The sequence below is a fragment of the Priestia sp. 3CA3 genome (assembly GCF_056836725.1).
Map to the genome: position 1 here is coordinate 131,556 of NZ_JBXENJ010000002.1, position 13,562 is coordinate 145,117.

General features: G+C 40.3%; 11 protein-coding genes. 1 reads left to right on the forward strand and 10 read right to left on the reverse strand.

Annotated elements, in window-relative coordinates:
* Positions 1–32: 32 nt before the first annotated feature.
* The 5 genes from AC1VNJ_RS05480 to AC1VNJ_RS05500 form a co-directional block, all read right to left on the reverse strand.
* On the reverse strand, positions 33–809 hold the full coding sequence (locus tag AC1VNJ_RS05480; RefSeq protein WP_034268931.1) for a fumarylacetoacetate hydrolase family protein: 777 nt from the start codon (positions 807–809) through the stop codon (positions 33–35).
* A 106-nt stretch (positions 810–915) separates the two neighbouring features.
* Positions 916–3,093 carry a malate synthase G gene (locus tag AC1VNJ_RS05485; protein ID WP_028412896.1) on the reverse strand — a complete coding sequence of 726 codons (2,178 nt, stop codon included), beginning with the start codon at positions 3,091–3,093 and terminating at the stop codon, positions 916–918.
* 171 nt (positions 3,094–3,264) lie between these two features.
* Positions 3,265–4,716, reverse strand: a complete 1,452-nt coding sequence (locus tag AC1VNJ_RS05490; RefSeq protein WP_033579382.1) for an FAD-linked oxidase C-terminal domain-containing protein — start codon at positions 4,714–4,716, stop codon at positions 3,265–3,267.
* Complete coding sequence (locus tag AC1VNJ_RS05495; protein WP_028414362.1) at positions 4,700–6,061, reverse strand: (Fe-S)-binding protein; 1,362 nt, start codon at positions 6,059–6,061, stop codon at positions 4,700–4,702. Before AC1VNJ_RS05495 ends, AC1VNJ_RS05490 begins: the two co-directional genes overlap by 17 nt.
* Positions 6,062–7,387, reverse strand: coding sequence for an FAD-binding oxidoreductase (locus tag AC1VNJ_RS05500; protein WP_049165207.1), 1,326 nt, complete (start codon positions 7,385–7,387; stop codon positions 6,062–6,064).
* 382 nt (positions 7,388–7,769) lie between these two features.
* Between AC1VNJ_RS05500 and AC1VNJ_RS05505 the strand changes: the two genes are divergently transcribed.
* The gene (locus tag AC1VNJ_RS05505) at positions 7,770–9,470 is read left to right on the forward strand and encodes an L-lactate permease (RefSeq protein ID WP_048019064.1); all 1,701 of its coding nucleotides are present in this window, start codon (positions 7,770–7,772) and stop codon (positions 9,468–9,470) included.
* Between the two features lie 57 nt (positions 9,471–9,527).
* On the opposite strand, the gene AC1VNJ_RS05510 is transcribed toward AC1VNJ_RS05505, so the two are convergent.
* The 5 genes from AC1VNJ_RS05510 to AC1VNJ_RS05530 form a co-directional block, all read right to left on the reverse strand.
* A complete protein-coding gene (locus AC1VNJ_RS05510) occupies positions 9,528–9,800 on the reverse strand; it encodes a hypothetical protein (RefSeq protein WP_482640432.1) in 273 nt (90 codons plus the stop codon).
* A gap of 191 nt (positions 9,801–9,991) precedes the next feature.
* Positions 9,992–11,287, reverse strand: a complete 1,296-nt coding sequence (locus tag AC1VNJ_RS05515; RefSeq protein ID WP_049165211.1) for an MFS transporter — start codon at positions 11,285–11,287, stop codon at positions 9,992–9,994.
* 38 nt (positions 11,288–11,325) lie between these two features.
* Positions 11,326–12,108 (reverse strand): carbon-nitrogen family hydrolase, encoded by a 783-nt coding sequence (locus AC1VNJ_RS05520; RefSeq protein ID WP_482640433.1) that lies wholly within the window; start codon positions 12,106–12,108, stop codon positions 11,326–11,328.
* Complete coding sequence (locus tag AC1VNJ_RS05525; RefSeq protein WP_049165214.1) at positions 12,105–12,797, reverse strand: DUF2848 family protein; 693 nt, start codon at positions 12,795–12,797, stop codon at positions 12,105–12,107. Before AC1VNJ_RS05525 ends, AC1VNJ_RS05520 begins: the two co-directional genes overlap by 4 nt.
* Positions 12,794–13,468 (reverse strand): GntR family transcriptional regulator, encoded by a 675-nt coding sequence (locus tag AC1VNJ_RS05530; protein WP_028412889.1) that lies wholly within the window; start codon positions 13,466–13,468, stop codon positions 12,794–12,796. Before AC1VNJ_RS05530 ends, AC1VNJ_RS05525 begins: the two co-directional genes overlap by 4 nt.
* Positions 13,469–13,562: the final 94 nt, after the last annotated feature.

The following is a 13,562-nucleotide window of genomic DNA, read 5'->3' on the forward strand; positions in this document are numbered from 1 at the left end:
GTCATTTTACTGCCGGGCATTTTTTATCACTTTTATACGTTTACACGTTCTTTTTCTGCAACAAACGGATTTTGGAGGGTCCCAATTTCTCGGATGGTGCATGCAATAACATCGTTTGCGCTCACCAGTTCCGCGCCGACCGGACTTCCTGTTAAAACCACATCTCCCGGCTTAAGGGTCATAACAGTAGATAGGTAAGCAATCATTTCTCCAACCGAAATAATCATTAAATCTGTCGAGCTGTTTTGTTTTTCAACACCATTTAAAAACGCTTTTACATGAATGGACTTAAGATCAAGCTCTGTTTCGATTACGGGGCCAAGAGGCGTAAATGAATCAAAGGATTTTCCAATGGTCCAGTGCCCGTCTTTATGAAAATAATCCGGAGCCGTTACATCGTTTCCAATTGTATACCCAAATATATAGTCCTGTACGTCTTCTACTGCGATGTTCTTCGCTTCTTTTCCAATAATAACCGCAAGCTCAGACTCAAACTTGACGTGCTTAATGGCAGTTGGAATGACAATGTCTTCGTTTGGACCAATCACAGAGGATGTGGGCTTAAAAAAGAAGACAGGAATAGAAGGCATTTCTTTTGGCAGCTCCGACTTTGCAGCTGCATAATTAGCGCCTATTCCAATAATTTGATTCGGCTCTAAAGGAGCCAAAAGCCTTACTTCACTCGGTGAAAAAGTCTGCCCTGTATAGTCCCACTTCTCAAATATATTTCCTTCAATAACGCTGATCGTATCCTCTTTTAGTACACCTGTATGACGGCTATCTTGTATAGCAAACCTTACAAATTTCATGACATAACTCCTTTTCCCATTTGCTTTGTTTTAATAAGGATCGTAGGTAGTCAGGTTCTTAAGATGTAAGTACAGCCTGCCATCTCTATGCTGACAGGCCGTTTTTTTACTGTTTTATAGCTGCTTTTGCCTTTGCTTCGATACGACGGCGGTGTAAAATGGGCTCCGTATAGCCGTTTGGCTGATCATAGCCTTGAAATACTAAATCGCAGGCTGCCTGAAAAGCAATGGATGCGCTGTAGTTCGATGACATTGGCTGATACAGAGGATCATTTTCATTTTGTTGATCCACTACTTTTGCCATTCGCTTTAGCGTTTCCGTTACTTGTTCTTTTGTACAAATCCCATGATGAAGCCAGTTGGCTACGTGCTGACTGGAAATACGAAGCGTTGCCCGGTCTTCCATTAGCCCTACATTATTAATATCCGGTACTTTTGAGCACCCTACTCCTTGGTCGACCCATCTTACTACATAGCCGAGTATTCCTTGAGCGTTGTTGTCTAGCTCCTGCTGGATTTCATCTTTGCTCCAATTTGGTTTTTCGGCCACAGGAATTTGCAAAATGTCATCTTGTAAATCAGTGGACTTAGTAAGCAATTCGTTTTGAACATCTCTTACATCAATTTGATGATAGTGAAGAGCATGAAGCGTTGCTGCGGTTGGTGAAGGCACCCATGCCGTATTCGCTCCTGCTTTTAAATGCCCCACTTTTTGTTTCAGCATTTCGGCCATCATATCCGGCATTGCCCACATTCCTTTTCCGATTTGAGCGCGGCCTTGGAACCCGCTTGCTAACCCCACATTTACATTAGACTGCTCGTAGCCTTGAAGCCATTTAGACGCCTTCATATCATTTTTACGAATAACAGCGCCTGCTTCCATAGAAGTGTGAATTTCGTCACCTGTTCGATCCAAAAATCCAGTATTAATAAACGCCACTCGGTCTTTTACTTCTTTGATGCACGCTTTTAAATTAAGCGTTGTGCGGCGCTCTTCGTCCATTACGCCAATTTTAATCGTATGACGCTCAAGCCCTAGCATATCTTCAATTGAATTAAATAACGTGTTGGCAAAAGCCACTTCTTTGGAGCCGTGCATTTTCGGTTTAACGATATAGATAGAGCTCTTTTTAGAATTTTGATACGTACCGTTTTTAAGCAAGGTGTGTTTGGCAATTAAACTAGTAATCACGCTGTCTAAAATACCTTCATAGATTTCGTTGCCATTTCGATCTAAAACAGCGCTGTTTGTCATTAAATGCCCAACGTTTCGAACAAACATAAGCGAACGGCCAGACAGTGAAATCTTTTCCTTGTGGGGAGAAATATAGGTACGGTCTGGATTTAAACGCCTTGTCATGTTTTGACTTCCTTTTTTAAAAGTAGACGTCAAATCACCTTTCATTAATCCCAGCCAGTTGCGGTAAACGTCTACTTTGTCTTCTGCGTCTACTGCCGCTACTGAATCTTCACAGTCCATAATCGTCGTAAGAGCTGCTTCCATTAAAATATCTTTTACACCCGCATCGTCCGTTTTACCAATCGAATCCGTACGATCAATTTGAACTTCAAAATGCAGGCCGTTGTTTTTGAATAAAAGAGCATCAGGGCTTTCTTCTTCTCCTTGATACCCTACAAATTTATCTTCTTCCTGTAACTCTGTTAAACTGCCATCGTTTAATTGAGCAACAAGCTTTCCATTTTCAAGACTGTACTGAACCACTTCTGCATGAGAAGACTGAACGAGCGGAATAACTTCATCAAGAAAATTCTTTGCAAACGCAATAACTTTTTCTCCTCGAATTGGATTATAAGAACTCGTGCGCGAAGCTCCATTTTCTTCACTGATTGCATCAGTGCCGTAAAGTGCATCATAGAGACTACCCCAGCGTGCATTAGCAGCGTTAATAGCATACCGAGCGTTATTCACTGGTACCACAAGCTGTGGTCCCGCTTGATAGGCAATTTCGCTGTCTACTCCTTCTGTACCAATAAGAAAATCTTCTGCCTTGTCTTCTAAATAGCCAATTCTCGTTAAAAACGATTTGTATTCGTTAAAGTCACCGTCAGGATTTTCTTGATGCCATGCATTAATTTGAGCTTGAAGCTGATCACGCTTTTCTAACAAACGTTTATTTACGGGTGTTAACTCAGTTACTAACGCTTCAAAATCAGACCAAAAATTTTCTGTACTTAGGCCGCTGCCCGGGAGAGCTTCCTCATTAATAAATTGATAGAGAACTGGAGCTACTTTCAGATTTCCAACTTGTTTGTAGTTTGTCACCGTCTGTTTCCTCCTCTTACTTCTTTACATTTTTAAATTTGGACGCGCTTTCAATTCTTTTTGCCAAAATGGTTAAGACGAACATATGCGGTACTGTTTCTTATTACAAAACAGCGTTTTATTTTTGTTAAAAAAATCATATCATCGAGCGAATGTATTTTCAAGAATTTTCTAAAAATAACCCACTTTTTTCTTTTCTTTTTTGACTTCAGCGCAGCGGCTCGGACTTGGAAAAAGCTTTCCTGCATTTAATAGATTTTTAGGATTAAATACTTCTCGTATATTCGTTTGTGCTTGAATTTCATCTTCATTAAAAACAAATCGCATTTCTTCTTTTTTTTCAATGCCCACGCCGTGTTCGCCGGTAATCGTTCCTCCTACTTCTGCACATACTTGCAAACATGCGCTTCCGGCGTCGAGTGCTTTTTCAGTTTCCCCCGGCTTTCTAGCATCAAATAATACAAGCGGATGCAAGTTCCCGTCTCCAGCGTGAAAAATATTGGCAATGCGAAGGCCAGATTCTTCGCTAATTTTGTTGATTCGCTTCAGCACTTGAGGCAGTTTACTTCTTGGAATAACGCCGTCTTGTACGAGGTAGTCAGGGGATATAGCTCCCATCGCTCCAAATCCTGTTTTGCGATTTGCCCACCACCTGGCGCGCTCTTCTTCACTTTCAGCTACTTTCACTTCCCGTACGTTCTGTTTTTTGCATACGTCTAAAATACGTAGAATTTGCTCTTCGATACCGGCTGAAATGCCGTCTACTTCAATTAATAAAAGAGCTTCAATATCTCTAGGGTGTCCGACTGGAAACGCAGCAGCTTCCACTCCTTCAATGGCGGTTTTATCCATCATTTCAAGCGCAGCGGGCACAATGCCGGCTGATATAATGTCGGATACCGCTTGACTGCCGTCTTCTACGCGGTCGAAATAGGCAAGTACCGTTTGTTTGGCTTCGGGGTTTTTCAAAATGCGCACCGTAATTTTTGTAACGATTCCTAACGTCCCTTCTGATCCTGTTAAAAGTCCTAATAAATCATATCCCGGTTCATCTGGAATACCTTGCTTGCCAAGTTCAATCACATCTCCATTTGGAAGCACCACCTCTAGCCCTAAAATATGGTTGGTAGTTACGCCATATTTTAGACAGTGTGCCCCTCCCGCGTTTTCCGCTACATTTCCACCAATGGTGCAGCAATACTGACTCGAAGGATCGGGTGCATAATAATATCCTTTTTCAGAGATTGAATTAGTTAACTTAAGATTAATAAATCCGGGCTCTACCACGGCACGTCTGTTTTCATAGTCGACGCTAAGCAGCCGCTTCATTTTTACTAAACTAATAATCACTTCGTTATTAAGCGGAATCGCTCCTCCGCTCAGTCCTGTGCCTGCTCCTCTTGCAAGAAAAGGCAAGTCATGTTCATTGCAGTATTTAACAATGCTAGAAACTTCTTTCGTATTTTTAGGAAATAACACCGCTTTAGGCAAGTGTCTGTGAATAGTAAACCCATCGCAGTCGTACGCAAGTAAATCTTCTTTGTGATACAAAATAGAATGAGCATCTACTAGTTGAGAAAGATTTTTCACGTGAAGATCTTTTATTCTATTTTTCTTCAACACGATGCGCTTCCTCCTCTTCTTTTTGATAGGCCCACTCCAAAAGCTGTACCGTGTGAACAATTTGCTGACTTCGTCCATATTTTTTCACTCCTACTGCCATCTGCAGCATACATCCTGGGTTTCCCATTGAAATCATTTCTACGTCAGGGGGCACATTTTCCATTTTACTTTGAAGCACGGCTCCCGCCATGTCAGGGTTTGTTAAATTATAAATTCCTGCGCTTCCACAGCATCTGTCTGCGTTAGCCATATGAACCATTTCAACTCCCGGAATAGAAAGCAAAATATCTCTTGGTTCTTCTCTAACTCCTTGACCATGAGCTAAATGACAAGCGTCGTGATACGTAATGCGCGTATGCAGCTTCGCCTGCGGAGGGCGATATCCCGTATCGTGAAGGTATTTTGAAATATCCTGGACTTTTTTAGCAAAGACTTCGGCTTTTTCAAGCCACTCTTGCTCTTCTTCTCTAAATAGTTCAGGATACTCTTTTAACATGCAGCCGCATCCCGCAGCGTTTACAATAATGGTATCGGCATGCTGAAACGCCTCTATATTTTTTTTGGCAAGCTGCCTTCCCATGTCTCGGTCTCCTGCATGAACGTGCAAAGCACCACAGCACGTCTGAGAATGAGGAATAACAACGTCGTTTCCGTTTCTTCTTAATACATTAAGAGTCGCTTCGTTAATATCACTGAACATGACGTCCATAATGCAGCCCGTTAAAAAAGCAACTTCGGCTTTTCTTTCGGCTTTTGCTTTTAGAACGCGTTCTTTTTTATATTTTTTTCGAACAGAACGGGTAATTTTAGGCATTACATGTTCCATTTCTGCTAGATGTGTTGGCATCATATTTAACATGCCTGTTGTGCGAACCATTTTTTGCATCCCGCTTTTTTGATACAACTTTAATAGACTTCCTGCAGCTTCTAAGCGATGGGAATGAGGAAAAAGTTCCTTTAGAAAAAATTTGCTGATCATTCCTTTCCATCCCGTCAAAGGCATCGCCTGACGAATTTGGCCGCGAGCTTCTTCAATGAGTCCGCCAACGTCTACATTTGCAGGACAAGCAGTTGTACAGGCACGGCAGTCCAAACAAGCAAATACAGGATCTGTAAACTGTTCATTCACGCTTATCTTTCCTTCTGCTACCGATTTGATAAGGTGCACGCGTCCTCTTGGTGAATGCTGTTCTTGCCCCGTTATTTCGTAAGTAGGACAAGACTCCAAGCACATTCCGCAGTGTACACAATCCGCCCATTTTTTTTCGTCTGGCGCGTCTTTCCACAAATAATTGCTAACGCTTTGACATGGAGCATCTTTGATATCCGCTTTCGCTGAATTCACTTAGATTCCTCCTATAAATCGTTTATAGTTAAGCACATTTTTAGCGTCCACCTTTGCTTTAATTCCTGCTAGTAACGGAAAATGAGAAGGTTTTTCCCCCCACACATTGACTTTTTGACGCAGTATAAAAGGCAAATGTTTAACGACCACATATCCTCCGTACGTTTTAGCCGTTTCAGTAAATGAAGTGATAACGGAAAGAATGGCTTCTTCTGAGCCCTTTATGTAGACTGAGCAAAGACCGTGTCCAACTCCTCCATGTGCTTTTACCAGCATGGGAAGGGATGTTTTTAAAGCAGTACTTTTGTTTATCACGTCAAGTACATTCATATTTGGTACACCGACTTTTAAAGTGGCTTCCGTTTCCTCTTCGGAAGAACAGCATGCACCATTTGGACTAATGTTACTAAAAAATCCCCAAAATACTTCGGCTTCTTTTTCATGAAGCACTTTTAAAATCGTATCAGACGGCTGAATGCTTTTGATGTAATTCTCTTGATAATGAACGGAACTTTCCACATCTTCAAAGCTGATTACAAGCGTAAACAGATGCTGCCCTATTACATCTTCAGCTAGAGAAGGATTTAATAATTCCAAGGAAACGGGCTCTATCATGGAGTCTAAGACTTTGCTAACAAACGCATGAACTTCTTCGATATTGCCTGTTGAAAAAGAAAGAAAAAGAACGCTTTGATACTTGGGCAGCGGACGCAGCTTTAACGTTATTTCGGATATAACGCCGAGCGTTCCCATTGAACCAATAAACAGCTTATTCATATCATAGCCAGCCACGTTCTTGACGACTTTTCCCCCTGAACGAACAATGGTTCCATCTGAATATACGACTCTCATACCGATTACTGCATCTCGAGCTGATCCATAAGACAAGCGCTTTGGGCCACTTTCATTCGCTGCAATAACTCCGCCGATTGTAGCGTAGTCTCCTAGAGCTGGATCAAGTGAAACTTGCTGATTGTACGTTTTTAAATACGTTTGCAGCTCTCCAAACGGCGTACCAGCTTTTACAGTAACCGTCATATCGCCTACTGTATGTTCAACAATTCCGCTGTATTCAGTCAGCGAAAGCAAAAGATCTGCTGTGTCTATAAGCCCGCCAAAGCCTTTTTTGGTACCGTTCCCTTCAATGACGACTTTTTTTCCGTGTTCCGCCGCATACCTTAAAACGGCTGCTATTTCTTGTTCTGAAGTTGGCTTAACATGCACGGACCCGTTATTTCCAAGGAAGTGATTCATATGCTGTTCTTCAAGTGTGGAAGGATGAGATAAAATGGATTTTAAATGACCTGGAAGTTCTAACGTACTCAATAAATTGACTCCTCTCGTTTTGTAATAGCAAACAACGTTTCACTAATAACATACAGAAGTGCCATGTATAATACGACTGAAAGTAGTAGATTAATAAGAAGAATAATTAGTAGAATAGATAAAAAGATATATTTTAAGCGCTTACAATCATTTAATCACCTATTCTTGGGATTTTCAACCAGTATTTTCTTCTTATCAACAAAAAAATGTCCGTTCTTTAGAAAAAAAGTTTCTTTTAGTACTTGCCTATCACGAAAGTATTAGAATATAATGTAAGCGAATTCATTTTCACATAAGTCATCAGATGACCTTATCATCGTAGTTTTAATGGTTTCGTTTTACTAAATTCGTAGTTCACTAATTTGAAAATGAGGTGTTAGTTATGACATGGACACAGCAGTTCACTCCTGTAGGAAACAGCGTCATTTGGTCTTCATTAATCGCTTTGATTCCTATTCTTTACTTCTTTTGGGCTCTGGCTATTAAACGAATGAAAGGTTATATGGCTGGGATTACAACCTTACTGGTCGCACTTGCCGTTGCGATGCTTGCCTATAAAATGCCGGCTAGCATGGCTTTTATGTCAGCTAGTCAAGGAGCTGTATACGGTATACTGCCGATTGGATGGATTATCATTACATCCGTTTTTCTTTACAAACTAACTGTAAAAACCGGTCAGTTTGATATTATTCGTACCTCTGTCGTATCTATTACAGAAGATCGCAGACTTCAAGCTTTGTTGGTTGCTTTTTCGTTTGGGGCTTTTCTTGAAGGTGCTGCTGGTTTTGGCGCACCTGTTGCGATTTCAGCAGCTTTGCTGGTAGGCCTAGGTTTTAATCCGCTGTATGCCGCGGGCTTATGTTTATTAGCAAATACAGCACCCGTTGCTTTTGGTGCAATCGGTATTCCTATCACGGCTATGGAGGGTCCTACTGGAGTAGCGGCAATGGAAATCTCTAAAATGGTAGGCCGCCAGCTTCCTTTTATTTCTGTATTTATTCCGCTATATTTGGTTTTTGTAATGGCTGGATTTAAGAAAACAGTAGAAGTACTCCCTGCTATTTTAGTATCCGGCGTCTCTTTTGCTCTTACACAGTTTGTCAGCTCTAACTTTTTAGGACCTGAACTTCCCGATATTTTATCGGCACTCGTTTCACTTTTTGCGCTCGCTATTTTCTTAAAATTCTGGAAACCGAAAACAACGTTTCGCTTTCAATCTGAAAAAGCAGCACATGAAGTAGCTTCCGCTTCGGCTGAGCCAAGAGAAACTCAAGGTCAGCCCGCATTCACGGGGGCTCAAATTGCAAAGGCGTGGTCACCTTTTTTAATTTTAACGATCTTTATTTCCATATGGGGAATTCCTCAAATTAAAACCGCTCTGACGGGACATTATGAAGGAACTAACGCTTTTTTGAGCGCTATCAATTCCGTCGGACATTATTTAACGTTTATGCCAGAAGTACCTTGGTTAAATAATTTAATTTTAAATGGAAATGGAGAACCAATTGCGGCAGTGTATAAGTTAGAATTACTAGGCGCTGCGGGCACAGCTATCCTGTTGTCTGCTGTTGTCACAAAATTTATCGTCAACATCTCTTGGAAAGACTGGTTTATTACGTTTAACGAGACGTGTAAAGAATTAGCGCTGCCGCTGCTTACGATTATGTCCGTTGTGGCATTTGCTTACGTGACAAATGCTTCTGGAATGAGTACAACATTAGGACTGCTGTTAGCTAAAACAGGCGCGTTATTTCCCTTTTTCTCTCCTGTACTCGGTTGGCTTGGTGTTTTTATTACAGGGTCAGATACATCAGCCAACTTATTGTTCGGCAACTTGCAAAAAATCACGGCCACGTCTATTGGAATGGATCCGCTTCTTGCGCTTGCAGCAAACTCTTCGGGCGGAGTAACCGGTAAAATGATTTCACCGCAGTCCATCGCTGTCGCCTGTGCTGCGGTTGGGCTGGCAGGAAAAGAATCCGATCTGCTTCGTTTTACGGTGAAGCACAGCTTATTTTTACTGCTGATTGTCTGCATATTAACATTTTTACAATCTAGTGTATTATCGTGGATGATTCCTTAATCAAAAAAGCTTCCGCAGCTAGAGGTGAACCTCTGCACGGAAGCCTTTTTCTTTTAGTTAAGATCGATTAATGGCATATACAACAAATAAAACTATGTCTAGCAAAATCATGACAACACCGACAAGCATCCAGATGTTCCCTTGCGTCTTTTTCTCTCCTTCTTGCATTTCAAACGCTCGAATAGCAAATACAATTCCAAGGGTAAACACGAGAAAAAACAGCTGACGGTAATCAAAAAACGACAGTACGACAAAAATTAAAGTGAAAAACACCATAATCATTTCTAGGATCCGATAAGGCTGCTTTTGACATGCTAATAATAGTTTCATTTCTTGACCTACTTTCATCCCGTTTCTAATAGCGTTATTTTACTATTAATTTTAAATGAGATGTTAGTGTTTTGTGTATTGTTCACTGTTTTGTAACAAAGGTTTCTATGTAAAAAAAGATAGCCGTAGGAATGTTCTATGGCTATCTTACCTTATATTGGCATGTGGTATGCCAGATAATATAAAAAATCTTATGTTAAAGAACGATCCGGGCGTACTCCAAACCATAGTATAATAGCTACAATAATTGGGAGGATACTAACTAGTAAAGCTCCTTCCCATCCAATAGTTTCAGCAAGCCATCCGCACAGAATAGGTGATAAAAATGCTCCAATATTTCCCCATAAGTTCATCCACCCCGAAACAGACCCTGAATACTCATTTCCTAAGTCAACTGCTGCTGCCCATGATGTCACAACAGGAAATCCGAGCGAACCTAAAGCAAGGGTTAACCATAAGACATTCATCCAAGGTGTAGTTGCATAGGCTGCCAGATACATGGAGATAGAAAAAACAACCAATCCGCCAATAGCTAAAGCACCGCGTGCAAACATTTTAGATTTCCCTTTCTTTAACAATGAATCCGAAAGTGCCCCGCCAGTCATAACCGTGATAAAAATGCATAGCCACGGTAAACTTGCAGCGAATCCCATGCTGCTGAGAGAAAATTGACGCGCTTCTAGTAAATAAGTGGGAAGCCATACAAGGAAAAAAGTTACAATATATAATACAACAAAGTACTGTAGACCTAAAGCCCAGAAGCGTCCATTTTTCAAAAACTCTCCCCATGGGGCCGTTTGCTTAGATTTTTTTTGAACAGTTCGATTCTCTATAATGTATGAAAGCTCTTCTTTGCTAATCCACGAATGTTCTTCTGGGCGATTTCTGCCTATTGCATACCAAACGAATGCAACAAGTAACCCTATTAAAGCAAAAATATAAAACACAGCTTTCCAGCCGAGAGATTGATAAATTGCAACGGTTACAATGGGAGCGATAACAGGTCCAAAATAAGAACCAGCAAGCAGTGCACTTGCAGCTCTTCCTTTTTCTTGCTTTGGGAACCAGTACGTATTAAATACTGCGTTTCCTGGATACATGGGACCTTCTCCAACTCCAAACAAAAACCGAACAAGTCCGATTAAGCCGTGTGACTTTACTAAAGCCGTTAAGCCTGTGAATATAGACCACCAAACTAAAGCATAGAAAACAATTTTACGAGCGCCGAACTTCTCGGCCAGCAATCCAGCTGGTATTTGAGACAAGGCGTACCCTAGTGAAAATAAAGAGGCTAGCATGCCAAACTGAACTTTATTCATATTTAAATCTTCCATCATTGGCTTAGCAATAATGGCGATGTTAGAGCGATCCATGTAAGCAATTAAACCAATTAAAAAGAATAAAAGTGCTAACCACCAACGCAGCCCTACGACCTTTCTCGACTGTGTTTTGTCAGATGAATTTGCTTCATAAACTGGTTGCCCCATTTACTTTCCTCCTCGATATTTTTGAAAATTCTGTATTTTTAATATAAATCTAACCGTTGATCAGTGATAACTGGAATATGTTCTCGAACATTTTTCACCTTCTCTAAGTCAACTTCAATAATATATATATCTTCTTCTTGAGACCCCTCCAACAGAATTTCACCTAATGGATCTATTACCATTGAATTTCCTGGAAAAGGAGTTCCTTCACTTTCCCCGCAGCGATTCACAGCTATAACAAAACATTGATTTTCAATTGCTCTTGCAATTAATAGGCTTCTCCAATGATCTACTCGCGCTGTTGGCCATTGTGCAACGTTAATTAACATTTGGGCGCCATCATTTACTAACTTTCGAGACAGCTGCGGAAAGCGCAAGTCGTAACATATCATAGTACCTATTTTTATATCTTGATAAGAAAACAGCCCAAACCGATTTCCTGCTTTTAAAAATTTATCTTCATCCATCAAACGAAATAAGTGGATTTTATCGTACTCCAGTACTTGTTCTCCTTGTCCATTGAAAACTAGCATAGTATTGGTTACTTCCTGTCTGTGGGATCGACAATTTAAAATGCTTCCACCAACAACCGTTACATTATGCTCTTTAGCAAATGAGGATAACAGTTCTTTTGTGAGTACACCGTTTCTATCTCCTAACTCTTGTGCACGCTCTAAAGCATAGCCTGTATTCCACATTTCAGGCAGCACAATTATATCTGGCTTTTCTTTCATTGCCTTGGACATAAGCGTTTTAACATACTGATAGTTCCAATCTGGTTCACCAATTTGAACATCTAATTGAATGAGCGCAATCTTCATACTCTCACCTCTTGTATAGCAATTGAATAACTGCTTTCAATCTTTCGGTTTAACACCGGATCAGCAAGCTCATATTCAAATTTACTCCCATATACAAAGCCTTCTAATGTTGGAACTGTTCCTGAAAAAATGACTGTATTTGAGATATCTTTATAACCAAATCCCTCTAATTTATTGAGAAGATCATTAACACTGAGCAGAGAAGTTAGGTCATGTTCCTGGTATTTTCGTCTCCCTTGTTCATCTGTAATCCAAGATCGTAAATATAGCTGATCCCAATGATTTTGAACGTCTTCTAAACGCCAAAACTTAGTCGCAAGAGGCTTAGGACAAGATTCTTTTGAAAGTTGAATATCTTCAATTTCGAGAAATCGATCCGTATGGTCACTTCCAAGGGTAATTAGCCATTCTGTTCCATTATGAAATAAAACATATTCTGCTTCCCCCGACGTTTCTTTTCTTGCAACGTTAATTGCTTGTTCAAAAGACAGATTAGATAGTTGCATTGGATAAACAGCTGGTATAGTTGACGGCGGTGCGACACCAATTTCCGCCAACTCGTCAATGTGCTCCTGAACTTTTTTAAGATCTCTACCACCATAGCCAACAACAAGAACATCTTTTATATGAATGTCTTCCTCTTTTATTACCTTTTCTACACTTTCCACATAAACGGTTACTTTTTTCATTTACTGACATCTCCTTCTTTATTTTTTAGACTGGCGAGTACAGCTTCTCGAGTAAGATCAATATGATTAAGTACAGCTTTCTTTGCTTTGTCGACGTCTTTTTCTTTTAAACAATCAATAATAGCTGAATGTTCTTTTAACGTCTCTTCTATTCGATTAGGTAAGTAAGAAGCGCTAATTCCAAACCAGCGCATTTGGTCACTGACAGTTTGCACTAGATTAACTAATCTTCTATTTCCACTTAATTCTGCTAAAAAGATATGAAAGTCTTTATCTGTAGAAATAAATAGTTTATTTTCTTTTTGGAGTTTTACCTGCTGCTGATAAAGCTGTTCAATCATTGAAATTTGTTCCTCTGAGATTATCGGAATAAGTAGCTCTACTACCAAAACCTCTAAACCACGTCTAATTTGAATGACTTCTTCTACATCTTTTGCGGTAATACTGCTCACTAGCGTTCCTTTTCTCGGAATTGATGTAACCCACCCTTCTAATTCTAGAAGCGGGATAGCTTCACGAATTGGCGTACGGCTGATTCCTAATTCTTCACTTAATTTTCTTTCATACAAGACTTCTCCAGGAGCAATGGTATGATCGATAATAGCGTTTTTAATTCCTTCATACGCCTGCTGCTTTAGTGATAACGGCTGTGTTAATTTTGATAAACTCATAATTTTATCTCCTTTGATTCTTTTGGCATGTGGCATGCCAGTTGCTTCTTATTTTTAGTATATACATGAAAGAATCTCTTTACAACATATTTGT

What these genes read in the sequence shown, in the direction of transcription:
- AC1VNJ_RS05480 (WP_034268931.1), bottom strand. Translation starts at nt 809, where the DNA reads ATGAAATTTGTAAGGTTTGCTATACAAGATAGCCGTCATACAGGTGTA.
- AC1VNJ_RS05505 (WP_048019064.1), top strand. Translation starts at nt 7,770, where the DNA reads ATGACATGGACACAGCAGTTCACTCCTGTAGGAAACAGCGTCATTTGG.
- AC1VNJ_RS05510 (WP_482640432.1), bottom strand. Translation starts at nt 9,800, where the DNA reads ATGAAACTATTATTAGCATGTCAAAAGCAGCCTTATCGGATCCTAGAA.
- AC1VNJ_RS05515 (WP_049165211.1), bottom strand. Translation starts at nt 11,287, where the DNA reads ATGGGGCAACCAGTTTATGAAGCAAATTCATCTGACAAAACACAGTCG.
- AC1VNJ_RS05520 (WP_482640433.1), bottom strand. Translation starts at nt 12,108, where the DNA reads ATGAAGATTGCGCTCATTCAATTAGATGTTCAAATTGGTGAACCAGAT.
- AC1VNJ_RS05525 (WP_049165214.1), bottom strand. Translation starts at nt 12,797, where the DNA reads ATGAAAAAAGTAACCGTTTATGTGGAAAGTGTAGAAAAGGTAATAAAA.
- AC1VNJ_RS05530 (WP_028412889.1), bottom strand. Translation starts at nt 13,468, where the DNA reads ATGAGTTTATCAAAATTAACACAGCCGTTATCACTAAAGCAGCAGGCG.